This window comes from Microbacterium sp. NPDC077391 (assembly GCF_040686955.1).
Lineage (GTDB): Bacteria > Actinomycetota > Actinomycetes > Actinomycetales > Microbacteriaceae > Microbacterium > Microbacterium commune.
The window spans coordinates 1,108,489-1,134,322 of the sequence record NZ_JBFBMI010000001.1 but is presented as its reverse complement, the minus strand read 5'-3'; the positions used below and the strand labels follow the sequence as shown (position 1 = coordinate 1,134,322).

General features: G+C 69.1%; 24 protein-coding genes. 4 read left to right on the top strand and 20 right to left on the bottom strand.

Annotated elements, in window-relative coordinates:
• Window positions 1-61: 61 nt before the first annotated feature.
• From AB0O65_RS05215 to AB0O65_RS05180, 8 genes are all read right to left on the bottom strand, one after another.
• Window positions 62-1,378 (bottom strand): threonine/serine exporter family protein, encoded by a 1,317-nt coding sequence (locus AB0O65_RS05215; protein ID WP_218161803.1) that lies wholly within the window; start codon window positions 1,376-1,378, stop codon window positions 62-64.
• Complete coding sequence (gene gltX / locus AB0O65_RS05210) at window positions 1,375-2,880, bottom strand: glutamate--tRNA ligase (RefSeq protein ID WP_363383461.1); 1,506 nt, start codon at window positions 2,878-2,880, stop codon at window positions 1,375-1,377. Before gltX ends, AB0O65_RS05215 begins: the two co-directional genes overlap by 4 nt.
• Window positions 2,881-2,920: 40 nt before the next feature.
• Window positions 2,921-4,183 (bottom strand): MFS transporter, encoded by a 1,263-nt coding sequence (locus tag AB0O65_RS05205; RefSeq protein WP_363383459.1) that lies wholly within the window; start codon window positions 4,181-4,183, stop codon window positions 2,921-2,923.
• Window positions 4,180-4,956: a fumarylacetoacetate hydrolase family protein gene (locus AB0O65_RS05200; protein WP_363383457.1), complete on the bottom strand. Its 777-nt coding sequence runs from the start codon at window positions 4,954-4,956 to the stop codon at window positions 4,180-4,182. The genes AB0O65_RS05205 and AB0O65_RS05200 overlap by 4 nt, the downstream gene beginning before the upstream one ends.
• 196 nt (window positions 4,957-5,152) lie before the next feature.
• On the bottom strand, window positions 5,153-6,133 hold the full coding sequence (locus tag AB0O65_RS05195) for a hypothetical protein (RefSeq protein ID WP_313480800.1): 981 nt from the start codon (window positions 6,131-6,133) through the stop codon (window positions 5,153-5,155).
• A gap of 193 nt (window positions 6,134-6,326) precedes the next feature.
• Window positions 6,327-7,430 (bottom strand): branched-chain amino acid aminotransferase, encoded by a 1,104-nt coding sequence (locus AB0O65_RS05190; RefSeq protein ID WP_363383454.1) that lies wholly within the window; start codon window positions 7,428-7,430, stop codon window positions 6,327-6,329.
• Window positions 7,431-7,476: 46 nt separating this feature from the next.
• Window positions 7,477-8,526: a 3-isopropylmalate dehydrogenase gene (locus tag AB0O65_RS05185; protein WP_363383453.1), complete on the bottom strand. Its 1,050-nt coding sequence runs from the start codon at window positions 8,524-8,526 to the stop codon at window positions 7,477-7,479.
• A 92-nt stretch (window positions 8,527-8,618) separates the two neighbouring features.
• Complete coding sequence (locus AB0O65_RS05180) at window positions 8,619-10,148, bottom strand: MFS transporter (protein ID WP_363383451.1); 1,530 nt, start codon at window positions 10,146-10,148, stop codon at window positions 8,619-8,621.
• A 90-nt stretch (window positions 10,149-10,238) separates the two neighbouring features.
• Here AB0O65_RS05180 and AB0O65_RS05175 point away from each other — a divergent pair, with 90 nt between their 5' ends.
• Window positions 10,239-10,808 carry a helix-turn-helix domain-containing protein gene (locus tag AB0O65_RS05175; protein ID WP_363383449.1) on the top strand — a complete coding sequence of 190 codons (570 nt, stop codon included), beginning with the start codon at window positions 10,239-10,241 and terminating at the stop codon, window positions 10,806-10,808.
• Window positions 10,809-10,838: 30 nt separating this feature from the next.
• On the opposite strand, the gene serA is transcribed toward AB0O65_RS05175, so the two are convergent.
• The 3 genes from serA to AB0O65_RS05160 all read right to left on the bottom strand — a co-directional run bounded on the left by serA (window position 10,839) and on the right by AB0O65_RS05160 (window position 13,401).
• On the bottom strand, window positions 10,839-12,458 hold the full coding sequence (serA, locus tag AB0O65_RS05170) for a phosphoglycerate dehydrogenase (RefSeq protein WP_071640876.1): 1,620 nt from the start codon (window positions 12,456-12,458) through the stop codon (window positions 10,839-10,841).
• Between the two features lie 131 nt (window positions 12,459-12,589).
• Window positions 12,590-12,937, bottom strand: a complete 348-nt coding sequence (locus AB0O65_RS05165) for a hypothetical protein (protein WP_071640878.1) — start codon at window positions 12,935-12,937, stop codon at window positions 12,590-12,592.
• Complete coding sequence (locus AB0O65_RS05160; RefSeq protein WP_071640880.1) at window positions 12,934-13,401, bottom strand: hypothetical protein; 468 nt, start codon at window positions 13,399-13,401, stop codon at window positions 12,934-12,936. The genes AB0O65_RS05165 and AB0O65_RS05160 overlap by 4 nt, the downstream gene beginning before the upstream one ends.
• 67 nt (window positions 13,402-13,468) lie before the next feature.
• Between AB0O65_RS05160 and AB0O65_RS05155 the strand changes: the two genes are divergently transcribed.
• Window positions 13,469-14,383 (top strand): hypothetical protein, encoded by a 915-nt coding sequence (locus AB0O65_RS05155; RefSeq protein ID WP_363383446.1) that lies wholly within the window; start codon window positions 13,469-13,471, stop codon window positions 14,381-14,383.
• Between the two features lie 7 nt (window positions 14,384-14,390).
• Here the strand turns inward: AB0O65_RS05155 and AB0O65_RS05150 are convergent, their stop codons facing one another.
• Window positions 14,391-15,140: a copper homeostasis protein CutC gene (locus tag AB0O65_RS05150; RefSeq protein ID WP_363383444.1), complete on the bottom strand. Its 750-nt coding sequence runs from the start codon at window positions 15,138-15,140 to the stop codon at window positions 14,391-14,393.
• A 45-nt stretch (window positions 15,141-15,185) separates the two neighbouring features.
• Here AB0O65_RS05150 and AB0O65_RS05145 point away from each other — a divergent pair, with 45 nt between their 5' ends.
• Complete coding sequence (locus AB0O65_RS05145; protein ID WP_363383442.1) at window positions 15,186-15,350, top strand: hypothetical protein; 165 nt, start codon at window positions 15,186-15,188, stop codon at window positions 15,348-15,350.
• A gap of 11 nt (window positions 15,351-15,361) precedes the next feature.
• On the opposite strand, the gene AB0O65_RS05140 is transcribed toward AB0O65_RS05145, so the two are convergent.
• From AB0O65_RS05140 to AB0O65_RS05105, 8 genes are all read right to left on the bottom strand, one after another.
• Window positions 15,362-16,621: an alpha-L-fucosidase gene (locus AB0O65_RS05140; RefSeq protein WP_363383440.1), complete on the bottom strand. Its 1,260-nt coding sequence runs from the start codon at window positions 16,619-16,621 to the stop codon at window positions 15,362-15,364.
• A gap of 105 nt (window positions 16,622-16,726) precedes the next feature.
• Window positions 16,727-17,755: a ketol-acid reductoisomerase gene (gene ilvC, locus AB0O65_RS05135; protein ID WP_071640898.1), complete on the bottom strand. Its 1,029-nt coding sequence runs from the start codon at window positions 17,753-17,755 to the stop codon at window positions 16,727-16,729.
• 37 nt (window positions 17,756-17,792) lie between these two features.
• Complete coding sequence (ilvN, locus tag AB0O65_RS05130) at window positions 17,793-18,302, bottom strand: acetolactate synthase small subunit (protein ID WP_071640900.1); 510 nt, start codon at window positions 18,300-18,302, stop codon at window positions 17,793-17,795.
• Window positions 18,303-18,305: 3 nt separating this feature from the next.
• Window positions 18,306-20,108, bottom strand: a complete 1,803-nt coding sequence (locus tag AB0O65_RS05125; RefSeq protein WP_313480781.1) for an acetolactate synthase large subunit — start codon at window positions 20,106-20,108, stop codon at window positions 18,306-18,308.
• Window positions 20,109-20,141: 33 nt separating this feature from the next.
• Window positions 20,142-21,875: a dihydroxy-acid dehydratase gene (gene ilvD / locus AB0O65_RS05120; RefSeq protein WP_071640904.1), complete on the bottom strand. Its 1,734-nt coding sequence runs from the start codon at window positions 21,873-21,875 to the stop codon at window positions 20,142-20,144.
• Between the two features lie 9 nt (window positions 21,876-21,884).
• Window positions 21,885-22,682, bottom strand: a complete 798-nt coding sequence (gene otsB / locus AB0O65_RS05115) for a trehalose-phosphatase (protein ID WP_071640906.1) — start codon at window positions 22,680-22,682, stop codon at window positions 21,885-21,887.
• On the bottom strand, window positions 22,679-24,106 hold the full coding sequence (locus AB0O65_RS05110) for a trehalose-6-phosphate synthase (RefSeq protein WP_071640908.1): 1,428 nt from the start codon (window positions 24,104-24,106) through the stop codon (window positions 22,679-22,681). Before AB0O65_RS05110 ends, otsB begins: the two co-directional genes overlap by 4 nt.
• 72 nt (window positions 24,107-24,178) lie before the next feature.
• The gene (locus AB0O65_RS05105; protein WP_313480778.1) at window positions 24,179-25,402 is read right to left on the bottom strand and encodes an MFS transporter; all 1,224 of its coding nucleotides are present in this window, start codon (window positions 25,400-25,402) and stop codon (window positions 24,179-24,181) included.
• A gap of 134 nt (window positions 25,403-25,536) precedes the next feature.
• Between AB0O65_RS05105 and AB0O65_RS05100 the strand changes: the two genes are divergently transcribed.
• Window positions 25,537-25,815, top strand: a complete 279-nt coding sequence (locus AB0O65_RS05100; protein ID WP_071640912.1) for a hypothetical protein — start codon at window positions 25,537-25,539, stop codon at window positions 25,813-25,815.
• Window positions 25,816-25,834: the final 19 nt, after the last annotated feature.

Sequence of the window (25,834 nt, the reverse complement as noted above, 5' to 3'; positions counted from 1 at the left end):
CCGAGCCGCCCGCAGATGGCGAATCGACGCCGGATACCCGGGCGTGGCGCGTCCGCCTCGATCACAGCTCCCCCATCCGGGCCGGTTTCGTCCACCGCAGGAACACCGTCGATCGTGTGATGCGCGCGAGATCCGCCAGCAGAGCGCCGACCTTCGTGCCGATGCACAGGCTGAGGAACATCATCGGAGCTGAGGCCAGCGCCTGCGCGTCGAAGCTCGCCAGCGACACCAGACCCACGGTGCCGGGCACGAGCAGCAGAAACGCCGGCTGGAACGACACGGTGGCCGGAACCGCGAGCATCACGCGCTCGAGCACGCGGGCGGCGACGAACAGCACGGCTGCCGCGATCCCGATCGCGACCACGCTGCCGACCAGCGGACTGAACACAGCCAGCACGGCGTACGTGCCGGTCATCGCCATGATGCAGACGAGAGTCAGGCGGAAGCCCGACCCGAACGCCAGGCCGATGCCGACGGCCAGGACGACGACGGCGCCCCACGCGGTCCACAACGGGGGCAGCGCACCCCACCCCGCACTCTCGTTCGACAGCTGCACGGCATCGCCGACCAGCGCAGCCGATGCCGAGTCGATGCGAAGCCCCGTCAGCGCGGCGCCGGCATACAGGCCGGCGGCCATGAACGCCAGCATGATGAGTCCGTACATCAGTCGGGATGCGCCGGTCACGATGTCGGTCGAGGTCAACTCGAGCAGGGCGTTGGTGATCAGAGCACCGGGAACGAGGATGGCGACCGGTGCGCACACCGCGAACAGAGGCACGGGCCCGAGATCGAGAGCGTTCGCGACGACCCCGACGAGCAGCGTCGACAGGAACGACGAGACGAACGGCGCCACTGCGGCCGCAGCGCGCACCCGCATCATCAGCATGGTCAGCGCACCCACCAGCAGGCCCACGACGAAGGCGAGCACGGCCGCCCACCACGGACAGCGGAACAGCACGGCCAGCGATATCGAGAGCAGACCGCATCCGATGACGCTCTGCAGACCCGGCATCCGCCGCGGGGTAGCGCGGATCGCGGCCATGCGCGCGGGTGCGGATGCCAGTGGCACCGTCCCCGACTCGAGGTCGCGCACCAGTCTGCTGGCGCGAGCGGACTGACGGAACGTGAGCGCCTCGCCCTTGCCGATCACCGTCGTGGTCGCCGACGCCGCACCAGGGCGGCTGACCATCACCATCTCCGGCAGGATCGCGAACTCCAGAGTCGTCTCGGGCGCCGCGCGACGGCTCACCTGCTCGAGCGATCCGCGCACGTCGGTCACCGACGTGCCGCACTCGAGCAGCAGGACACCGAGATCACCGAGGATCACGTCCGTCTCGGCGGCCGGCATCACGGCATCCGGCGCGGCCTGCGCTCTCACGCCAGGAAGTCGGCGAGAAGACGCAGCCGCCGCAGCGACTCGTCCTTGCCCAGCAGCTCCATCGACTCGAACAGCGGCGGGGACACGCGTCGTCCCGTCAGGGCCACCCGGGGCGGACCGTAGGCGACGCGGGGCTTGAGGCCGAGTTCGTCGACGAGCTTCGCCGAGAGCGCCGCCTGAATGGCATCCGGGGTGAAGTCCTCGACCGGCTCGAGAGCGACGATGCAAGCGGCGAGCACCTCCGCGGCGTTCGCCGGCAGACCCTTGAGAGCGTCGGCCTCGTACGAGACGTTGTCGGTGAAGAGGAAGCCGAGCATGCCGGCCGACTCGCCCAGCAGCTGCATGCGCTCCTGCACGAGCGGCGCGGCACGGAAGGCCAGCACGATCTGCTCGTGCGTCGGCTCGCCGCCGAAGACGTCAGCGGCGGCGAGGTACGGCAGCATCCGCTCGGCGAAGTCCTTCTCGTCGAGCATGCGGATGTGGTCGCCGTTGATCGACTCGGCCTTCTTCTGGTCGAAACGCGCCGGGTTCGGGTTGACGTCGGCGATGTCGAACGCGGCGATGAACTCGTCGAGCGAGAACACGTCGCGGTCGGCGGCGATCGACCAGCCGAGCAGCGCCAGGTAGTTCAGCAGCCCCTCGTGGATGAAGCCGCGTTCGCGGTGCAGGAAGAGATCGGCCTGCGGGTCGCGCTTGGAGAGCTTCTTGTTGCCGGTCTCGCCGAGCACGAGCGGCATGTGCGCGAAGCGCGGCACGAAGGTGGTGACGCCGGCCTCGATCAGCGCGTCGTACAGCGCGAGCTGGCGGGCGGTCGACGGCATGAGGTCCTCGCCGCGCAGCACGTGGGTGATGCCCATCAGCGCATCGTCGACGGGGTTCACGAAGGTGTACAGCGGCACGCCGTTGGGGCGCACGACGACGAAGTCGGGGAAGGAGCCGGCGGGGAAGGTGACCTCGCCGCGGATGAGGTCGACGTAGGTGAGGTCTTCGTCGGGCACGCGCAGCCGCAGCGCCGGCTGACGCCCCTCGGCGCGGAAGGCGGCCTTCTGCTCGTCGGTGAGGTCGCGGTCGAAGTTGTCATAGCCGAGCTGCTTCGCGCGACCGTTCGCCTCGTTGCGGGCGTCGATCTCCTCCGCCGTCGAATAGCTCTCGTACAGCGCGCCGGTCGCCAGCAGCTTTTCGATCACGCCGCGGTAGATGTCGTGCCGCTCGGACTGGCGGTAGGGCGCGTGCGGGCCGCCGACCTCGACGCCCTCGTCCCAGTCGATCTTCATCCAGGTGAGCGCGTCGACCAGCTGGCGGAAGCTCTCCTCGCTGTCACGCGCGGCATCGGTGTCTTCGATGCGGAAGATCAGCTTGCCGCCGTTGTGGCGGGCGTACGCCCAGTTGTAGAGTGCCGTGCGCACCATGCCGACGTGCGGCAGGCCGGTCGGCGAGGGGCAGAAGCGCACGCGGACATCGGATCCGGTGGCGGTGGTGGTGAGGGGATGCACGGTAGCCATATCCCCTCGAGTCTATCTGTGGCGGATGCTCGGCCCCGGCTCAGGCCGTGTCGCGGATGCGGCCGAACGGCGAGAGTGCGGTGATGGCGATCACGAGAACGAGCGCGACGGTGGCGAGGCCGCCGTAGCCGACCTCGGTGAGCACGATCCCCGCGCCTGCAGCGCCGACGGCCGCGGTGAGGCTCATCAGCGAGTCGCTGACACCCTGCCGCCGCGGGCGCATGAGCACCGTCGACGATTCGGTCAGCAGTGCCGCGCCGGCGACGGTCGCCGCGCTCCAGCCCAGTCCGAGCAGGATCAGCGCGACCATCACGCCCGCCGGATGCTCACCGGCGAAGATCGCCGTGAGCAGGGATGCGGTGAGAACGACCTGCCCGAGCAGCACGACCCGGATGCGGCCCCAGCGATCGGCGAAGATCCCGAACAGCGGCGAGAGACCATACATGCCGGCGACGTGCAGCGCGATCGTCACCCCGACCAGCAGTGTTACCTCCTGCGTCGACCCGTGGCCGCCGCCGTCGGCCATGTGCTTGAGGTGGATCGGCGTCATGGCCATCACCGACGCCATCACGGCGTGCGAACCGGAGACGGCGAAGATCGCGTATCGCGCCACGACGGGACGGTCGATGTCGGCGCCGAGCACCGCGCCTCTGGATGCCGATCCCGCCAGGCGCATGGCGGTCAGCAGCGGATCCGGGCGGAGCGCGATCACGTACAGCACCAGCGCGGCCGCCTGCGCAACGAGCGAGAAGAGGTACGAGCCGGTGAGCGGGGGCATCCCGATCAGCGCGCCGACCTCTTCGCCGAGCGGCAGCAGCAGCGGACCGGTGACCCCGCCGACCGTGGTCGACCAGACCACGATCGACAGATCGCGGCCCCGATGCTCGGGGGCGGCGAGATCGGTGGCGGCGAAACGCGACTGCAGGTTGCCGGCGTTGCCCATGCCGATCATGATGATCCCGACCAGGAGCAACGGGAAGAAGCGCAGCGCGGCTGCGGTGATGACGATGCCGATGCCGATGAGGGCGAGCAGGTTGCCCGCGGTCAGCGACATCCGGCGGCCGCGGCGCGCGGCGAAGCGGGCCAGCGGGATCGCGAAAGCGGCGGCGCCCAGGGTGACCGACGCGGTCGCGAGGCCCGAGAGCGCATCATCGCCCGAGAGGTCGGCAGCGAGCAGGGCCCCGAGCGAGACGGTCGCGCCGAACGCGATGCCGCCCAGCACCTGCCCGGCGGCGAGCACGCCGACGGTGCGGCGCTGGACGGCGCGAAGGTCTTCGATCGGCTCGGTGCCCACCGCGCTCACGCGGCAGGCGAGGCGTCGCGCACGGGGTTGCGCAGCACGCCGATCCCACTGATCTCGATCTCGACGCTGTCTCCGGCGACGATTTCGCCCACGCCCGCAGGGGTGCCGGTCATGATCACGTCCCCCGGGAGCAGGGTGAACGCGGCGGAGGCGTACGCGATGATGTCGGCGACCGAGTGGATCATGTCGGTCAGCGGCGCCTGCTGGCGGACCTCGCCGTTTACCCGAGTCTCCATCCGTGCGGTGGCGGCCTCGAATTCGGTCTCGATGATCGGGCCGAGCGGGCAGAACGTGTCGAAGCCCTTGCCGCGCGTCCACTGGCCGTCCTTGCGCTGCAGGTCGCGCGCGGTCACGTCGTTGCCGATCGTGTAGCCGAAGACGTAGTCGAGAGCGTTCTCGGCGCTGACGTTCTTGGCGATGCGACCGATCACCGCGACGAGCTCACCCTCGAACTCGGTGCGCTCCGAGATCGCCGGGCGCACGATGCTGTCGCCGGGGCCGACGACGGCGGTGTTGGGCTTGAGGAAGAGCAGCGGCTCCTCGGGGGCGACGTTGCCGAACTCCGCGGCGTGGTCGTGGTAGTTGCGGCCGACGCAGACGACCTTCGAGCGCGGGATCACCGGGGCGAGCAGGGCGACGTCGGCCACAGGCACGCGCTCCCCCGTCGGCTGGTAGCCGGCGAACATGGGGTCGCCGTCGAGCACGACGATCTCGCTCTCGTCGAGGATGCCGTACCGGATGCCGTCGTTGTGACTGAAACGCGCGATCTTCACCCCGTCAGCCTATCCCCGCCCCTCTGCCTTCCTCTCGTCCCTTCCCCCGTCCTTTCCCCCGCCGACACCCCTAGTTCGCGCTGACACCCCCATGCACGAACGTCCGCATGTGGGGGCGTGGGCGCGAAGTGGGGGTGCCGGGGCATGGCGTGGAGAGCGCGCGGAGAGAGATCACGAGCGAGGAACAGCGCACACGTCAGCCGGGCGGCCGGATGCCGAACGCGGCGAGACGCGCTCCGAGCGCGTCGGGTGTGCGGATGTGCTCGAATCCCCAACGCGCGAAGCTCCAGCCGGTGACGCCTCGGATGTCATCTTCTCGCTGCTTCTCGGCCAGCACCGCTTCATCTGGTGAAGTCTCGGTGCGAAGGTCGGGATCGAGGTACTTGTCCTTGCCATCGAACTCGCCGAACCGCCGTGTCCCCAGGAAGGCGAAGTCCGCCCAATACCGATCGCCCTGCGCCCCGGTGATGGGAACCTGCAGATCGTAGTTCGAGAAGCCCAGCTGGTGCAGCCGCACGCGGCTGACGCTCTCGCCGGGCAGCTGCGCCCTCCCGTCGGCGAACTCGATGACCTCTCGGCCTTGACGCACGCCCCGCAAGCCAGGGCGGGCGAGTCGTCGGGCTTGGGTGCGCCACAGGGCATCCGCTTCCGCATCCACCACCTGCCCGCTTACGGTGCGCCTGCGCAGGGCCGCGTCGGCGCAGCTCACCGCGGTATCGAACGCCGCTGTGCGGGCGACGTCGAATGCCGTGCGGATCAGCGACGTGACGCGGAAGCCTTCTACCTCGGCGATGTCCTCGTCATCGAGGCGCATGTCGCGCCGCACGACTCCGGCGATCACCCGACTGTGCCTCGTCCCGTCGATGACGATCTGCACTGGTTGATCACGCATCCGGTACATCGGCAGCCCCCAGAGCACCGCTGCCGAGGCGTGGCTGAACAGCGGTCCTCTTCCGGTGCTCGCTGCCTTCACCGCCAGCACCTTCAGGAGGTGCTGTCCCTCCCACCAGAGCGAGGTCCAATCCTTCGTCCGCACGTAGGATCCGCGGTGAACCCTGCGCAGGCTCCGCGCGTCAACGGCATCGCGCAGCTGCCGCACGGTGACTCCAGCCTGCAGCAGGCGCTCGCGGGTGAGCAGCATCCGATCTGCCTCAGCGATGTCGATTCGTCGACGCATCGCTCCATGATGCGCACCCCCGAGTGCCGCATGGACTTATTCCACACCGCAATGCGCCAGAGGCGCCCTGTGCAGAAAGAACCTCTTCGCCGACACCCCCTGTTCATGCCGACACCCCCACCTGCGCACGTCACCACGTAGGGGTGTCGGCGCGAAGTGGGGGTCTCGGCGAAGAAAAGGAAGAGAGAGGACGTCAGCCGACCCGCACCAGCCAGCCGTGCTTGTCCTCACGGCGGCCGTACTGGATGTCGGTCAGCTCCTCGCGCAGCGACAGCGCCAGCTCGCCGAGGGGCTGCTGGTCTTCGAAGTCGTCCGACACGAGAGCGCCGATGGGTGTGACCACGGCGGCCGTGCCGCACGCGAACACCTCGACGATGTCTCCGGATGCCACGCCCTGACGCCATTCATCGAGCGAGACGGCACGGCGCTCGACCGTCAGCCCGCGGTCCTCGGCGAGCTGCAGCAGCGAGTCGCGCGTGATGCCCTCGAGGATGCTGTCGGACTGCGGCGTGACGACCCGGCCGTCCTTGTAGACGAAGACGACGTTCATGCCGCCGAGCTCCTCGACGTTGCCGTCCTGATCGAGGAAGACGACCTGGTCGCAGCCCTGAGCCGAGGCCTCGGCCTGCGGCAGCAGGCTGGAGGCGTAGTTGCCACCGGTCTTGGCCGCGCCCGTGCCGCCCTTGCCCGCACGTGCGTAGGTCTTCGACAGCCAGATGCGCACCGGCTTCACGCCGCCGGTGAAGTAGGCCCCGGCGGGCGACGCGATCAGGTAATAGGCGACCTTCTTCGCGGGGCGCACGCCGAGGAACGCCTCCTTGGCGAACATGAACGGGCGCAGGTACAGGCTCTGGTCGGCTCCGGACGGCACCCAGGCGCCGTCGAGGGCGATGAGCTCGCGGATCGACTGGATGAAGTACTCCGTCGGCAGCTCCGGCAGAGCCAGGCGGCGCGCGCTGCGGCGCAGGCGTTCGGCGTTGCGGTCAGGACGGAACGTGTACACAGCGCCATCCGCGTGCCGGTACGCCTTGATGCCCTCGAAGATCTCCTGCCCGTAGTGCAGCACGGCGGCGGCCGGGTCGAGCGAGATCGGACCATACGGCTGGACGCGCGGGCGATGCCAGCCACCCTTCTCAGACCAGCAGATGTCGACCATGTGGTCGGTGAAGTTCGTGCCGAAGCCCGGATTCTGCAGGATCTCGTCGCGCTGAGCGGGGCTCTTGGCGGCGAGGTTCTTCGTCACGGCGAACGTGAGCTCAGCGGTGCCGGAGCTGGGCGTGGTGGCGGTGTCGGTCATGTCTGTCCTCTGTCGGATGCGGCGGCGATGCGCGCGTGCTCTCAGATTACGCCTGCAGACGAGCGATGATCGCGTCGCCCGTCTCGACGGTGGTGCGAGCGCCGTCGCGGCTCGCGATGTCGGCTTCGACCGCCCGGTGGACACGCGCGGCCTCGTCGCGCAGGCCGAGGTGGTCGAGCAGCAGGGCGACCGACAGGATCGCTGCGGTCGGATCGGCCTTCTGCTGTCCGGCGATGTCGGGTGCCGAGCCGTGCACGGGCTCGAACATCGAGGGGAACGCGCCGTCGGGGTTGATGTTGCCGGAGGCTGCGAGGCCGATGCCGCCGGTGACGGCACCGGCGAGGTCGGTGAGGATGTCGCCGAAGAGGTTGTCGGTGACGATCACATCGAAGCGCGCCGGGTCGGTCACGAGGAAGATGGTGGCGGCGTCGACGTGCAGGTAGTCGACGGAGACGTCGGGGTGCTCGGATGCCACCTGATCGACGATCCGCTTCCAGATCGCGCCGGCGTGCACGAGCACGTTGGTCTTGTGCACCAGGGTGAGCTTCTGGCGTCGCCGCTCGGCGAGATCGAACGCGTAGCGGACGACGCGCTCCACCCCGAATGCGGTGTTGACGCTCGTCTCGTTGGCGACCTCGTGCGGCGTGCCCTTGCGGATCGCGCCGCCGTTGCCGACGTAGGGCCCCTCGGTGCCCTCGCGCACGACGACGAAGTCGATCTCACCCGGGTCGGCCAGTGGACCGGATGCGCCAGGGAACAGCTTCGAGGGGCGCAGGTTCACGTAGTGGTCGAGCTCGAAGCGCAGCTTCAGCAGCAGGCCGCGCTCGATGTTGGCATCCTTCAGCCGCTCATCGCCGGGCGTGCCGCCGACGGCACCGAGCAGGATCGCGTCGTGCGCGCGGATCGCGTCGAGATCCTCGTCGGTGAGCGTGTCGCCGGTGGCGAGGTAGCGGTCGGCGCCGAGCGAGAACGGCGTCTTCTCGAAGGTCACCTCGCTGCCGGCGGTGACTGCGTCGAGCACCCGCTCAGCCTCGGCGATGACCTCTCGTCCGATGCCGTCACCGGGGATGACGGCCAGCTTCACGACGCGCGACATGAATCTCCTTGGGACGCTGCTCGTCTGCGGCACGGGTCGCCGCGGACACTGTCTCCAGCGTAGCGGCGCCCACGCGCCCCTCACGCCGGATGTCAGCGCGGCGGCCGCAGCGTGGTGGCGGCGACGGCGACGGCGGATGCCACGAGCAGAGCGCCGATGAGGGAGGTCGTCACGATGCCGGAGTCGAAGGCGTGCGCTGCGGCCCGCCACAGGGCATCCGCCTGCGCCACCGGCAGGTTCTCCGCCGCCGCATAGGCTCCTGCGAGCGTCTCCCGGGCCTGCGCGGCCGCTTCGTCGGGTACGCCGTTCGGGATCGTCAGCGCACCGCGGTAGAACGCCGTGATGATCCCACCCAGCACGGCCGTGCCGAGCACGGCGCCGAGCTCGTAGGCGGTCTCGGAGACCGCACTGGCGGCCCCCGCCTTCTCCGCCGGAGCATGCGCGAGGATCAGCTCGTTGGAGATGGTCTCCGCGGCGCCGATCCCGATGCCCAGCACGACGAAGGCGGCGATCAGCCAGGCGACGCTGTTCGACTGCGCGGTGAACGCGACGATCAGATATCCGCCGACCGACAGCACCAGACCCGCGGGCACGACGATGTGCGGAGGCACACGGCGAGAGATCGGCACCACGCTGAGCCCGGCGACGATCATGGCTGCCATGCCTGGCACCAGCGCGAGCCCGGCGGTCATCGGCGAGAGCCCGAGCACGAGCTGCAGCTGCTGCGGCACGAAGTAGAGGAACCCGACCAGGGCGATCACGCTGAGCAGGTTCACGAGGATCGCACCACTGAAGCCGCCGCGTCGGAACAGGCTCATGTCGAGCATGGGCATATCGGCGCGCAGCTGACGGCGCACGAACAGCCACCCCATCGCGAGGCCGACGAGCACGAGAGCCGCGGCGCCGAGTGTAGGTCCGTCGACGGCGAAGGATTTGATGGCGTAGACGACGGGGAGCATGGCTGCCATCGACAGCAGGATGCCGATGGGGTCGATCCGCCCCGGGTTGGGATCACGGCTCTCCGGCAGCAGCCAGTACCCGCCGATGAGCAGCGGGACGAGCATGGGCACCGCGATGAGGAACACCGAGCCCCACGCGAAGTGCTCGAGCAGGAATCCCCCGACGACGGGTCCCAGCGCCGATCCGGCCGAGAACCCGGATGCCCAGATCGCGATCGCGAGGCGTCGCTGATCGCGGTTGGGGAAGATCGAGCGCAGCAGCGACAGGGTTGACGGCATGAGCATCGCGCCGAAGAACCCGAGCGCGGCGCGCGCGGCGATGAGCAGCCCTGCGGTCGGCGCGAAGGCTGCCAGCACGGAGACGACGGCGAAACCGGTGGCGCCGATGAACAGCATCCGCCGCCGTCCGAACCGGTCTCCCATCACCCCCATGGTCACGAGCAGGCCGGCGAGCACGAGCGAGTAGACGTCGATCACCCAGAGCTGCTCGGCGCCGGAGGGACGCAGCGCGAGCGATATCTCGGGCAGTGCGAAGCTGAGCACGGTGTTGTCGACCGACACCAGCAGCACGGGCAGCATGAGGACGGCCAGCGCGGCCCACCCTCTCGCGCCGACGCGCGCGCCATCCTCGTGGGTCAGCCGGACCGGGGCCGTGACGGACATTCGTGCACCTCTTCTGCGTCTGGATCGGCGAGCTTTGTAAACCGTCCGGATGGTACAGTAACACATGCCCCCGATCGTCTGGAGAACGTGATGTCCCGTCCCCCGCTCGCTCGCGAACGCGTGCTCGACGCGTACCAGAGCATCCTCATCGCCGACGGAGAGCGTGCCGCCACTCTGGAGGCCGTCGCGCGGGAGGCCGGGGTGTCGAAGGGCGGGCTGCTCTATCACTTCGGGTCGAAGGACGATCTCACCGCCGGCCTCGTCGCCCGTCTTGCAGCACTCACCGACGACGATCTCGAGCGGATGTCGGATGCCGAGGACGGCGCCATCGCGTACTACGTGCGCACCTCGGTCATGGAGGACGACGCGCTCGATCGCGCCCTGATCGCGACCACCCGGCTCGCGCAGGGCGGCTCCGCCCTGGCATCCGCTGCCCTGCGCGACGTGCGGATGCGGTGGGCCGACGGCATCCGCCCGCATGTGCGCGACGAGACCGCACTCGACATGGTCATGCTGCTGAGTGACGGTCTCTACTTCAACAACTCACTGGCCGAGCCGAGCGACGACCAGACCGCGGTGAGCGAGTTCGTACCGACCGGCGCCGCTCTCGATCGGCTGATCGCCCTGGTGGTGGAAGCGACGACGCGGGCCCCGGAATGAAACGGAGCCCGCGTCGGCATATCCGCGGGATCAGACGTCGGCGATCTCGATCTGACGGAACAGGTCGGCATCGATCGCCGCGCTGACGTCCTCGAGCAGCTCCTCCGAGACCGGCGAGTCGAGCGTCAGAACGCTGAGCGCCTGGGCGCCCGCGGCCTCGCGCGCGATCTGCATGCCGGCGATGTTGATGCCGGCGTCGCCGAACTTCTGGCCGTAGACCGCGACGATGCCAGGACGGTCGGTGTAGAGCATCACGACGTGGTGCTTCTCGATCGGCAGCTCGATCGCGTGCTCGTTGATCGACACGAGCTTCTCGATCTGCTTCGGGCCGGTGAGGGTACCCGACACGGCCAGCTGCGAACCGTCGGAGAGGGCGCCGCGCAGCGTGATGACGTTGCGGTACTCCTCGCTGATCTCGTCCTGCAGCAGGCGCACGGTGACGCCGCGCTGCTCGGCGAGCAGCGGTGCATTCACGTACGACACCGTCTCGCTGACGATGTTGGTGAAGACGCCCTTGAGTGCGGCGAGGCGCAGCACGCTGACGTCGTAGTTGTTGAGCTCGCCGTGCACCTCGACGTCGAGGCTGGTGAGCGGGGCCTGGGCGAGCGCGGAGAAGATCTGACCGAGCTTCTCGACGAGCGGGATGCCGGGACGCACGTACGGGTCGATGACGCCGCCGGCGACGTTGACCGCGTCGGGCACGAGGTCGCCGCCGAGCGCGAGCCGCACCGAGCGGGCGACGGACACGCCGGCCTTCTCCTGCGCCTCATCGGTGCTCGCGCCGAGGTGCGGGGTGACGACGACGTTGGGCAGGCCGAGCAGCGCGCGGGCGGTGCTGTCCTCGGCGGGGGGCTCGGAGGTGAACACGTCGAGCCCGGCGCCGGCGATCTCGCCGGCGACGAGAGCCTCGTGCAGGTCCGCCTCGTCGATCAGCCCGCCGCGCGCCACGTTGACCACGAAAGCCGTCGGCTTCATCGCGGCGAACTGCTCGGCCGCGATCATGCCGGTCGTCTCGGGGGTCTTGGGCATGTGGATGGTGATGAAGTCCGACTCGGCGACGAGCTCATCGAGCGTGACGAGCTGCACGCCGAGCTGCTGCGCGCGGGCACTGGTGACGTACGGGTCGTAGGCGATGACGCGCATGTCGAACGCGTTCAGGCGCGCGGCGACGAGCGCGCCGATCCGGCCGAGACCGATGATGCCGACCGTCTTCTCGAACAGCTCGGCTCCGGTGAACGAGCTGCGCTTCCACGCACCGCTCGAGAGCGAGGCGTGCGCGGCGGGGATGCGACGGGCGAGGCTCAGGATGTGTCCGACGGTGAGCTCCGCCGCCGAGACGATGTTCGAGGTCGGGGCGTTGACGACCATGACGCCCGCCGCGGTGGCGGCCTTGATGTCGACGTTGTCGAGCCCGACGCCGGCTCGGGCGACGACCTTCAGCTTGGGCGCGTGCGACAGCGCCTCGGCGTCGATGCGGGTGGCAGAGCGCACCAGCACGGCATCCGCGTCGGCGAGAGCCGCGAACAGCGCCTCACGATCGGTTCCATCGACCTCGCGCACGTCGAAGTCAGGTCCCAGCGCCTCGATCGTCGCGGGCGAGAGCACCTCTGCGAGCAGGACGACGGGCTTGGTGGCGGTGTTGTTCGGCACAGGTATCCTTCGGGGCAGGACGAGCGATGGTCAGCCGATGCGCCGCACGCCGTCGGGACGCAATCGCGACACACTTTACCTCAGCGCCGACACCGCACCCCACCGTGTGACGGTCCGAGTCGACAGGCCGATCAGCCGAGCAGCGACGCCCCGTTGCGCAGTGCGAAGCTCAGCGTGTCGAGCCAGAACACCGCGCTCACTCCGAGGCCGGCGAGCAGCGTGACGATGAACACCCCGAGGGTGCGTCGGCGAGCGAGCAGCAGCGCGACCGCGAACACGATCATCGGCACGATCACCGGCAGCGAGAGCACGGTCCAGCCGTACCCGCTGATGCCCGCCTGAGCCATCTCGATCAGGTAGAAGGTGGCGTTCCAGATGATGAACGCGTGGGCCAGCCCGAGGATGCCGGTGGCGAACCCGCGTACCGCGCTGCCGAGACGGGAGTCGGTGCGCGAAGCGGTCGGAGTGTCCTCATTCACAGCGCTCCCCCTCCCCCGGCGACGACGAAGGGCCACGGCACGAGAAGAGCCGCACCGACCACCAGCGCGCTGATTCGCACCCAGTCCCTGCCCCCACGGGTCAGCATCAGAGTGGCCGTGAACCACAGCGCGGGAGCCAGCACGGCGATCCACATGCTGGCGAGATAGAGGGGGGCGGGCAGCATGAACATGGCCTTCGCCTGCATCCCCACTCCCCCGATCGCCCAGCCGATCGTGTACAGCAGGTAGACACCCCCGAAGATGCCGAGCAGCACGAGCGTCGCGGTGCCTATCCCCTGCGGCTCGTCATCGACCTCTGCGGCTCGCGCATCTGCTGGTTCACGATCCGCCGGTCCACCGTGAGCGACATCTGCGCTCGGTGCACGGCGCGGGTCGGGGCGGCGCGCCTCGAGCGCGTCGTCGCCCTCCCAGCTGAGAGCGTCATCCTCAGGGTCCGGGTTCATCCCTCCAGCGTACCCACGCCGATCCCCCTCCCACTATGCTCAGCTCACAGCCTCCGGGAGGACGAACGTGACAGACGACAGCAGACCGGTCCCCACCGACCGCGACGGGCATGATGCGGGCGAGCGCCCCTGGCGCCCGACGGCCGAGGCCACGCAGAGAGCGACGATGCTGCGTCTGATCGCCGCGGGGCTCTGGGCGGTCGCGATCACGGCGGAGGCCGTCGCGATCTTCTGGCTGCTGAGGCAGCGGGAGACGACAGGCGACGGCGAGCTCAGGCGCGACCCCGACAGCGGACTGCTGGTGGCGGACGGCGTCGAGACGACGTTCCCGCAGTGGGCCTTCGTCACTCTGCTCGTGATGCTCGTGGTCATCGCCGCGCTCGCGATCGGGGGCTCGATCCTCTGGAAGAAGGCGAATCGTCTGGATCCGGCAGAGCGATCCGACACCGTGCGCTTCTTCGTGCAGAATCAGCTCGGAGCCATCATCGCCGTGGTGGCGTTCCTGCCGCTGATCGTGATGATCTTCCTGAACAAGGACATGGACGGACGGCAGAAGGGCATCGCCGGCGCCGTCGGGATCGTGATGGCCGTCATCGCCGCGGTCGTCGGGGTCGACGCCAACCCTCCGTCGGTGGAGAAGTACACCGCCGACCAGTCGACGGTGATCCAGCTGCTCGGGGCGGACGTGGTCAGCTGGGTCGACGGCGGCAAGGTCTTCCACGTGTGCGATCAGGTTCCCGACATCCAGACCGGCAGCGAGATCAGGTACGGCACGACCGCTCAGGCCGTCGAGGCTGGCAAGCAGCGCCTGACGCTGAAGTTCGCGTCCGAGCTGGAGAAGTGCGGCCTGCCCGTGCCCGCGAACTCAGACGAGATCGCCGATGCGCTGCGCCAGATCCAGGCCGGCGAGACGGTGACTCTGCCGGCGCCCGAGTGGGCCGACGGCGACACCGCGCCGATCGTCGTGGAGGACGCTGCCTGAGTCGGGGTCACCCCGGCACGTCCACCATGGCGCGGTCGAGCGCGGCGCGAGCCGATGCGACGATCGCCGCGTCGGTGACGTCGAAGCCCGTCAGGCCCCCGCCCGGCCCCGCAGCTGCCGAGTCCGACGACGATGCCCGTGCCGACAGGTGCACGGCATCAGCGCCCGCACGCACCAGACGCGGGATGTCCTGCCGTCGCACTCCCCCGCCGGTCATGACCTCGACACGTCCCCTCGAGCCACGGGCGATGTCTTCGATCACCCCGACGCCGTCGATGCTTCGCGCCGCACCGCCGCTCGTGAGCACTCGGCGCACGCCGAGACCAGCGAGAGCGTCCATGATCGAGGCGGGTTCGGAGATGACGTCGATGGCGCGGTGGAACACGACGTCGACGCCACCTGCCGCGTCGACCCAGCGTCGCATCGCGCTCTCGTCCACCCGGCCCGCGGGGGTGAGCGCGCCGACGACGACGCCACCGGCCCCGCGTCGGACCGCCTCTCGGATGTCGGCTGCCACGAGCGCGATCTCATCGGCGTCGTAGACGAAACCGCCCGGCCGGGGTCGAACCAGCACGGCCACCCTCGCGCCGGTGTGAGCGGCCTGGAGCACCGCCTCGATCGTGGCCGCCGACGGTGTCAGCCCTCCAGTGCTCGAGAGCGCCTGGCACAGCTCCACCCGATCGGCGCCGGCGTCGAATGCGACGCGCGCGCCGACAGCATCCTGTACCGCGATCTCGAGCGCCACCGGCGAGCTCATGAGATCGTCGCCACCGCGACCGGCGTGCTGCGCAGAGCGTCCGGGATGGTCAGCACCGAAGCCCCATCGCCGCGCGGAGCCGACTCGGCGATCGAGCCGTCGGCCCACCGCGCCTCGCGACCCGCGAGTTCTGCGGGCAGGGGCATCTCGCCGGATGACGGGTCCAGCGCCCGGCTGGCACTCGACGCCCTCGAGCTGCCCGCGGCGTGAAGAGTCTGCGCTCAGCGCAGGGTGAGCTCGATCACGGGCATCAGCACGTCGGGGCGCCGCACGGGCAGGTGCACGGTCAGTGTCCCCTCCGCCTCGCCGGCCGGCGTCATGTGCGAGGCTTGCTGGTCGGGATCGGCCGTCGACGTTCTCAGCCACGAGCCGTCGTCGAGCAGGCGAGCGTACGTCACCTTTCCTGCGAGCTCGGGCAGATGCACGAAGCCGAGCGGCCAGCTGAACAGGTGCAGGTAGAGGCGGTTCCCGCGGCGGGTGTAGACGCCCTCGCGCGGCGGGGTGATCCCGGCGTGCCCCGCACCGACGATCGCGTCGCGGTGCAGCCGCATCCATTCGCCGATCTCGTCGAGCGTGCGCTCGTCTCGCGGCGCGAGTGCGCCGCGCCCGTCGGGACCGACGTTCAGCAGCATGTTGCCGTCCATCGACACGGAGTCCGCGAGCATCTGCACGAGCAGGGTCGGTGACTTCTGATCGGTGTTGTCGCGGTGATAGCCCCACGAGCCGTTGAGCGTCTGGCAGGCCTCCCACACCTGTGGCACCCCGTCGACGACGAGAGGAGATGTCGGCTGGTACTGCTCGGGGGTCACGAAATCGGCGGGGATGCCCAGCCTGTCGTTCACGAGCATGTCGGGCTGGAGATCGCGGCACAGCTCCAGCAGTCCTGCCGCATCCCAGTCCTGCGGGCCCTTGCCGGCCCAGCCGTCGCGATCGTCGGGATAGGTGAAGTCGAAGAACAGGTAGTCGATCGCCCCGTACCCGGTCAGCACCTCTGGCACCTGGCCGTGCAGGTACTCGCGATAGCGGGCCATATCGCGACCCTCGTTCAGCGCTGCGGCGTTCGGGTCGTCACGGCGCGGGTGATTCCAGTCGACGGTGAAGTCGGGATGATGCCAGTCGATCAGCGAGTAGTACAGCCCGACCCGCAGACCCTCGGTGCGCAGCGCATCGACGTACTCGCGCACCAGGTCTCGACCGCACGCGGTCTGCGCGGTGAAGTCGGTGAGGGCTGAGTCGAACAGGCAGAATCCGTCGTGATGCTTCGTGGTGAGCACGACGTACGACATCCCGGTGGCCTTCGCGCGCCGCGCGAGCGCTCGAGCGTCGAACCGGTCGGGCTCGAAGTGCTCGAAGTACTGCCGATAGTCGTCGTCGGTGAGCCGTTCGTAGTTCTGGACCCACTCGTGCCGGGCGGCGGCGCTGTAGATGCCGAAGTGCACGAACATCCCGAACCGCGCCTCAGTGAACCAGTCCCGTCGCATGCGTCCATCCTCGCACAGACATCGGATGTCTGGAGAAGGAATCTGCCAGGCCGACGACGAAGGGAGGCACCCGGCGAACCGGATGCCTCCCTTCCGAGAATCGGATCAGCGCGCGGCGCTGCCCTCGACGTAGTCCTCGTCCTGCGACTTCCAGGCGAACAGGGAGCGCAGCTCCTTGCCGGTCGCCTCGATGGGGTGGCCCTGCTCCTTCTCGCGAAGGGCGAGGAACTCTTCGCCGCCGTTGTCCTGGTCCTCGATGAAGCGCTTCGCGAACGCGCCCGACTGGATGTCGGCGAGCACGCCCTGCATGCGCTCCTTGACACCGGCGTCGATCACGCGGGGGCCCGAGACGTAGTCGCCGAACTCTGCGGTGTCGGAGATCGACCAGCGCTGCTTGGCGATGCCGCCCTCCCACATCAGGTCGACGATGAGCTTGAGCTCGTGCAGCACCTCGAAGTACGCGATCTGCGGCTGGTAGCCCGCCTCGACGAGCGTCTCGAAGCCGGCCTGCACGAGGTGGCTCATGCCACCGCAGAGCACGGCCTGCTCGCCGAACAGGTCGGTCTCGGTCTCTTCGGTGAAGGTCGTCTTGATGACACCGGCGCGGGTGCCGCCGATGGCCTTGGCGTACGACAGCGCGAGGTTCCACGCCGTGCCCGATGCGTCGCGCTCGACGGCGATGATGTCGGGGATGCCACGGCCGGCGACGAACTCGCGACGAACGGTGTGGCCGGGCGCCTTGGGGGCGATGAGGATGACGTCGACGCCCTCGGGGGCGTCGATGTAGCCGAAGCGGATGTTGAAGCCGTGCGCGAAGGCGAGCGCCTTGCCGGCGGTCAGCTTGTCCTTGATCGACTCGTTGTAGATCGTGCGCTGGTGCTGGTCCGGCGCGAGGATCATGATGACGTCGGCCCACTCGGCTGCGTCGGCGACGTTCTTGACGGGGAAGCCCGCCTCCTCCGCCTTGGCGATCGACTTCGAGCCCTCCTTGAGGGCGATGGTGACCTCGACGCCGGAATCGCGAAGGTTCATGGCGTGGGCGTGGCCCTGCGAGCCATAGCCGACGATCGCGACCTTCTTGCCCTGGATGATCGAGAGGTCAGCGTCTGCGTCGTAGAAGATCTCGGTGCTCACGGTGTTGTTTCTCCTTGCTTGTGGTTCGTAAAGTCTGTCAGCCGCGCAGGACGCGCTCGGTGATGCTCTTGCCGCCGCGCCCGATGGCGAGCAGGCCCGACTGGGCGAGCTCCTTGATGCCGAACGGCTCGAGGGCTCGCAGCAGCGCCTGCACCTTGCCCTGGTCGCCCGTGACCTCGACGACCACGGCATCCGGGGCGTAGTCCACGATCGACGCGCGGAACAGATTCACGATCTCGAGCACGTTCGATCGGGTGTTGTTGTCGGTGCGCACCTTGATGAGCATGTGCTCGCGCTGCACCGAGCTCGACGGCTCGAGCTCGACGATCTTGATCACGTTGATCAGCTTGTTCAGCTGCTTGGTGACCTGTTCCAGCGGCAGAGCGTCGACATCGACGACGACCGTGATGCGGGATATCCCCGCGACCTCGGTCACGCCGACGGCGAGGGAGTGGATGTTGAAGCCGCGGCGGGCGAACAGGCCCGCGACGCGGGTCAGGATGCCGGGAGTGTCCTCCACCAGGAGGCTCAGCACGTGTGTGGACATGGCTCAGATCTCCTCGTCGAATGCCGGGGCGTGTTCACGCGCGTACTGGATGTAACTGTTGCTGACGCCCTGAGGGACCATCGGCCACACCATCGCGTCGGCGCTCACGACGAAGTCGATCACGACCGGACGGTCGTCGGTCTCCAGCGCCGTGCGGATGGCGGCATCCACGTCCTCCTCCTTCTCGACGCGCAGCGCGAGGCAGCCGTACGCCTCGGCGAGCTTGACGAAGTCCGGCACGCGCACGGTGCCGTGGCCCGTGTTGAGGTCGGTGTTGGAGTGGCGTCCCTCGTAGAACAGCGTCTGCCACTGGCGCACCATGCCCAGCGAGGAGTTGTTGATGATCGCGACCTTGATCGGGATGTTGTTGATGACGCAGGTCGCGAGCTCCTGGTTGGTCATCTGGAAGCATCCGTCGCCGTCGATCGCCCAGACCACGCGATCGGGCTCGGCGACCTTGGCGCCCATGGCGGCGGGAACGGAGTAGCCCATCGTGCCTGCGCCACCGGAGTTCAGCCACGAATTCGGGCGCTCGTACTTGATGAACTGCGCGGCCCACATCTGGTGCTGTCCGACTCCGGATGCGTAGATCGCCTCGGGACCGGTGAGCTCGCCGATGCGCTGGATGACGTACTGCGGCGACATCAGGCCGTCCTCCGGCTGGGCGTACCCGAGCGGGAACTCCGACTTGAGCCCGTCGAGGTACGACCACCATTCCTCGGTGTCCGGTGTTCCGCTGCCGATCGCACCGCGGAACGCGGTGTCGAGGTCGACGAGCACATCGCGCACGTCGCCGACGATCGGCACGTCGGCCGTGCGGATCTTCGAGATCTCGGCGGGGTCGATGTCGACGTGCACGACCTTCGCATTCGGCGCGAAGAGCGCCGCCTTGCCGGTGACGCGGTCGTCGAAGCGCGCGCCGAGCGAGACGATGAGGTCGGATTCCTGCAGGGCGAGCACCGCGGGGACGGTGCCGTGCATGCCCGGCATCCCGAGGTGCTGCGGGTGCGAGTCGGGGAAGGCGCCGCGGGCCATCAGCGTCGTGACCACCGGTGCACCGGTCGACTCGGCGAGGGTCAGCAGCTCCGCCGAGGCGTGGGCGCGGATCACACCGCCGCCGACGTACAGCACGGGCTTCTTCGACTCGGCCAGCAGGGTGGCTGCGGCCTGGATCTGCTTGCCGTGCGCCTTCGTCACCGGGCGGTAGCCGGGCAGGTCGATCCGGGGCGGCCACACGAACGGCGCGGTCTGCTGCTGCGCGTCCTTCGTGATGTCGACGAGCACCGGGCCGGGGCGACCGGTCGAGGCGACCTCGAACGCCGCGGCGATGGCGCCGGGGATGTCCTCCGCCCTCTTGACCAGGAACGAGTGCTTGGTCACGGGCATGGTGATGCCGACGATGTCGGCTTCCTGGAACGCGTCGGTTCCCATCAGGGTCGAGAACACCTGACCGGTGATCGCGACCATCGGAACCGAGTCCATGTACGCGTCGGCGATCGCGGTCACGAGGTTGGTCGCGCCGGGGCCGGAGGTCGCGATGCAGACGCCGACCTTGCCGGTGGCCGCGGCGTAGCCCTCCGCGGCGTGGCCCGCGCCCTGCTCGTGGCGCACGAGCACATGGCGGAGGCCGGAGGCGTCCATGAGCGGGTCGTAGACCGGCATGATCGCGCCACCGGGAATGCCGAACACGTCGGTCACGCCGAGCTTCTCGAGCGAGCGGACGACGGCCTCAGCACCGGACATCTCCGGGGTGGCTGATGGGCGGGCAGGCGGCCGCGGCACGGCGGGCGCGGATTCAGGAGTCATTTCGCATCCTTGGTGATCTGTGTCGTCAAGAGGTCAGCCAGTCACCGCGCCCTGTGCGGCGGAGCGCACGAGACGGGAGTACTTGGCGAGGACACCACGGGTATAGCGCGGGGGAAGAGGCTCCCAGCCTTCCCGGCGGGAGCTCAGCTCTGCCTCCTCGACGAGTAGCTCGAGGGAGCGAGCCGCGATATCGACCCGTATCAGATCACCATCGCGCACGAAGGCGATGGGACCAGCGTCCACCGCTTCGGGTGCTATGTGGCCGATGCACAGGCCGGTTGTGCCGCCTGAGAATCGTCCGTCTGTCAAGAGTAGTACATCTTTTCCGAGGCCGGCGCCCTTGATGGCCGCGGTGATGGCGAGCATCTCGCGCATGCCGGGTCCGCCCTTGGGTCCCTCGTAGCGGATGACGATCACATCGCCGGCGTTGATCTCTCCCGCGGCCAGCGCGTCCATCGCGCCGCGCTCGCGCTCGAACACCCGTGCGGGGCCCTCGAACACGTCGGCGTCGAAGCCGGCCGACTTCACCACCGCGCCCTCCGGCGCGAGCGAGCCGTGCAGGATCGTGATGCCGCCGGAAGCGTGGATCGGGTTGTCGAAGGTGTGGATGACGTCGCCGTCGACCGGATCGGGGTTCAGGTCGCGCAGGTTCTCGGCGACGGTCTTGCCGGTCACCGTGAGGGCGTCTCCGTGGATGAGTCCCTCGTCGAGCATCGCCTTCATGATGACCGGGATGCCGCCGTGGCGGTCGACGTCGTTCATCACGTACTTGCCGAACGGCTTCATGTCGGCCACGTGCGGGGTGCGGCTGCCGATGCGGTTGAAGTCGTGCAGCGACAGCTCGATGCCCGCCTCGTTGGCGATCGCGAGCAGGTGCAGCACGACGTTCGTCGACCCGCCGAGGGCCATCGCCAGCGCGATCGCGTTCTCGAACGACTCCTTGGTGAGGATGTCCTTCGTCGTGATGCCCTGGCGCAGCAGGTTGACGACGGCCTCGCCGGAGCGGTGAGCGAAGTAGTCGCGGCGGCGGTCGGCTGCGGGCGGAGCCGCGGAGCCGGGCAGGCTCAGACCGAGCGCCTCGGCGACGGATGCCATGGTGTTGGCCGTGTACATGCCGCCGCACGCGCCCTCGCCGGGGGCGAACGCGCATTCGATGCGCTTGAGGTCCTCTTCCGACATCCGACCCGCCCGACAGGCGCCGACGCCCTCGAACGAGTCGATGATCGTGATGTCCTTCTCGGTGCCGTCCGAGAGCTTCACCCAGCCCGGGGCGATCGATCCGGCGTACAGGAACACGCTCGACAGACCGAGGCGGGCGCTGGCCATCAGCATGCCGGGGATCGACTTGTCGCAGCCGGCGAGCAGCACGGTGCCGTCGAGACGCTCGGCCATGATGACCGTCTCCACCGAGTCGGCGATGACCTCGCGAGACACGAGCGAGAAGTGCATGCCCTCGTGGCCCATCGAGATGCCGTCCGAGACGGAGATCGTGCCGAACTGCAGCGGGTACCCGCCGCCCGAGTGCACGCCCTCCTTGGCGCCCTGTGCGAGCCGGTCGAGGCTCAGGTTGCAGGGCGTGATCTCGTTCCAGCTCGACGCGATGCCGATCTGCGGCTTGTCCCAGTCCGCGTCGCCCATGCCCACGGCGCGGAGCATGCCGCGGGAGGTGGTCGCCTCGATGCCGTCAGTGACGACGCGGCTGCGGGGCTTGATGTCGATGTCTGGCTGGGCGCCCGACGTGCCGGGCTGAGAATCGCGGGTGGACATGACGGAAGTCTATTCCGGACGGGCGGCCCGTTCCGACGCGATGACTTCCAGAAGTTCCGCGATCTGCTGTGGGGATCCCACACGCAGCGCGGCGGCGGTCTCCCCCGGTCCGACGCGCACCCCGAGATCGTCGCCGGTCAGCACGCGCAGGGCGTCCTCGTCGGTCACGTCGTCGCCCGCGAACAGGATGCCCGTGGCGCCCGTGCGCTCGCGCAGCACGGCGATCGCCGTGTCCTTGCCCTCGTCGCGCGAGGAGTACTCGAGGATGCGGTCGCCGGTGCGGCGGCGCCAGTGCCTCGCCCGACGCGCGAACACCTCGTCGACGACGCGGAACGCCTCGCGCTCTACTTCCTGCCTGGCGGGGCGTCCGTGGATGCCGATCCCGAACGTCTTGCTCTCCAGCTCGACGCCCGGGTAGCCGCTCAGCAGAGGAGCGAGCTCTTCCAGCAGAGCGTCGCGCAGGGCGCGGTCGGGGTCGTCGACACCGGCATCCGCCCCGCTCTCCCCCGGGTACCAGTACTGCGCGCCGTGGGAGCCGGCCAGCACGATCGACGATTCGTCGTCGTGCTCGGCGATCTCGCGCAGGTGCACGAGGCTGCGTCCCGAGACGAAGGCGACCGTCGTGCGCGGGAGAGCCGTGAGGTCGGCGATCGCCTTCTTCACGGCGGGGATCGCGCGTGCCGACATGGGCTCCGTGACGAGCTCGGATGCCGTGCCGTCGAAGTCGAGGGCGACCAGCAGCGTCTCGGTGCGGGCGATCGCCGACACCGCCGGATCGGCGGAGCCGGGGTGCCAGTCGCGGGTCATCCGTGCGCTCCCTCGTGTCGACGGTGGCGGGTTCGTCCGGCCTGTTCGAGAGCGCGGAGGAACGACTGCGACCAGGCGTCGACATCGTTCTCGAGCACGCGCTTGCGCAGCGCCCGCATCCGCTTGCTCTGCTCGGCACGGGGCATCTCGATCGCGCCGACGATCGCGTCCTTGACGCCCTCGATGTCGTGCGGATTGATCCGCAGCGCCTGCCGCAGCTCGTCGGCGGCTCCGGTGAACTCGCTGAGCACGAGCACGCCGCGGTTGTCGGCGCGGGTGGCCACGTACTCCTTCGCCACGAGATTCATGCCGTCGCGCAGCGCGGTCACCAGCATGACGTCTGCCGCGAGGTACATCGCGACCATCTCCTCGCGCGGGAATCCCTGGTGCAGGTAGCGGATGGCCGTGTGCCCGAGCGTGTCGTGGTCGCCGTTGATGCGTCCGATCGCCAGCTCCACCTCGTCGCGCAGGTGCATGTACGCGTCGACGCGCTCGCGACTCGGGCTGGCGACCTGGATGAAGGCGACGTCCTCGACCGAGATGCGCCCCTGATCGAGCAGCTCCCCGTACGCCTTGATGCGGTGGCGGATGCCCTTCGTGTAGTCGAGTCGGTCGACGCCGAGCAGGATGTGCTTCGGGTTGCCGAGGCCCTCGCGGATCTCGAGCGCTCGCGCGCGGATGTCCGGGCGCTGGGCCAGCTCGCGGTACGGGGTGGTGTCGATCGAGATCGGGAACGCCTTCACCAGCGGCATCCGCCCGTCGGGCAGAGTGATGCTGGAAGCTTTGGTCTCGTGACCCAGGCGGCGCTTGGCCGCCGCGAGGAAGTTCGCCGCGTCCTGCGCGCGCTGGAATCCGATCACGTCGGCGCCCAGCAGTCCGCGCAGCACCTGGTCGCGCCAGGGAAGCTGGGCGTAGAGGCCGTGCGAGGGGAACGGGATGTGGTGGAAGTAGCCGATCGTCACGTCGGGGCGCAGGCCGCGCACCATCTCGGGAACGAGCTGCAGCTGGTAGTCGTGCACCCACACGGTCCCGCCCTCGGCGACGGCGTCGGCCGCCGCCTCGGCGAATCGCCGGTTCACCTCGACGTAGGCCTCCCACCACTCGCGGTGGTACTGCGGGGGCGCGATGACGTCGTGGTAGAGCGGCCAGATCGTGTCGTTCGAGAAGCCCTCGTAGTAGTCCTGGATCTCCTGCTCGGAGAGGGTCACCGGAAGCAGCCGGATGCCGTCGGCCTCGAACGGCTCGATCTGAAGATCCGCCTGCCCTGCCCAGCCGACCCACGCGCCGTCGACGCTGCGCATCATCGGCTCCAGAGCCGCCACCAGCCCACCGGGAGAGGTGCGCCAGATCTCCTCGCCGTCGGGTGTGAGGATCCGATCGACCGGAAGGCGGTTGGCGACGACGACGAACTCTGCGGCGACCATGAGACTCCTCTGCTCGGTGACTCCAGGCTATCGACGACCGCGGCGCGGGTTACGGGGGTTGACGGGTCGCCCTCAGCGCTGCACAGGACTGATCAGTCGATTCGCGATGCCGGCGATCAGCACGATCGTCGCGGCGATGAGCGGCAGGACCAGCGCGACGGGCGTGCCGGCGCTCTCGGCGATCGCGCCGGTGCCGGCGGACGCCACCGCCTGGCCGACGACGACGCCTGAGCCGAGCATGGTCATGACCGTCGCCGAGCGCCCCCGCGGGCTGCGTGCGGCGCCGAGACTGTACTGCGTCACGATGGTCGGCCCGACGCCGATGCCCACCAGCGCGAGAGCGATGGTCATCGCGGTCACCGAATCCGCGATCGCGAAGAGCACCGAGCCCGCCACGAGGATCGTCGCGAACACGATCCACCGAGCGTGCAGCGTGAAGCGCGGCGGCAGCCACGCGACACCGAGGGCGAGCACCGCGGAGCCGACACCCATCACGCCGTACAGCAGCCCCGCCTGCTCGGGGGCACCGCGGTCCGCCATGAACGAGGTCAGTGCGGTGAGTGCGGCGCCGAAGAACAGACCGACACCGAAGATCCCCGTCACCACGACGAGCAGAACGGGCCGGAACAGTTCGCCCACGGCCGACGGGGCGCGGCCCTCGGCGTCCCGCTCGACCGAGACGTGGCGTCCGGTGGGGTGCAGCGCGAACGCGCCCACGAAGAGCAGAGTCAGCGCGGACGCGATAGCGATGGGGGCCCACGGCGCGATGAACGACGCAAGGACGCCGACGAGGAAGGGTCCGAACACGAACACCGTCTCGTCTGCGGCCGACTCGTACGACATGGTCGCCGAGGTCGTGCGGGCTCGCTGCATCTCGGGCATCCGCTCGGCGATGATCGTGACCAGCCGCGAGCGCGACATCGGCGAGACCTGCGGTGCGGTCGCGCCGATGGTGAAGGCCGATGCCAGCACGACGACGTCGGCGGCGGGCGCGTACACGATCAGGGCGAAGACGGCGAGCATCGCGGCGTTCAGCACCCCGCACAGCAACAGCACCGGTCGCTGCCCCCACCGGTCGGCCGCGGCGCCGAGGAACGGGCCGACCAGAGCGGTGCCGAAGCCGACGGCGGCGGAGGTGAGTCCGCCGAGACTCAGCGAACCGCGGACAGCGACCACCATGGTCAGCACACCGACGACCATCATGGCGAACGGCAGTCGCGCGATGAACGCGATCACGAAATAGGGGATGCCGGTCAGCCGCAGCAGGCTCGGCGAAGAGGCGGTGATCTGTGTCATGTGGCTCTCACACGTCAGAGGACGCGGGTCAGGTGCCGCCGTTGTCCGCCGGGATGCCGGCGGCCGGTAGATACACAGCAGGATCTGCTGTCAACCCTACCCGAGCATCCGGTGCCCTCGGATAGCGTGGGGGCATGCGTTACCTCCTTCGCACCGGACTCTTCAGCGCCATCTCCACGGGGTGGACCCTGCTGCGCGGTTCGCGCGGCCAGAAGTTCACGTGGCGGGCCATCCTCGCCTGGGTCAGCTGGGCGATCACGCTCTCGCTCGCGATCGGTGCGGTCAAGGACATGCGCCGCCTCGACAAGGGCCTGCCCGTCTCGGCCGACTCGCCGTTCGCGCCCAAGCCCGACAAGAAAGAGCGTCGCGAGAAGCGGCGCGACGAGGTCAAGCGCCTCTCGAAGCAGCGCTGATCCCCGTCCGTGCCGCGCG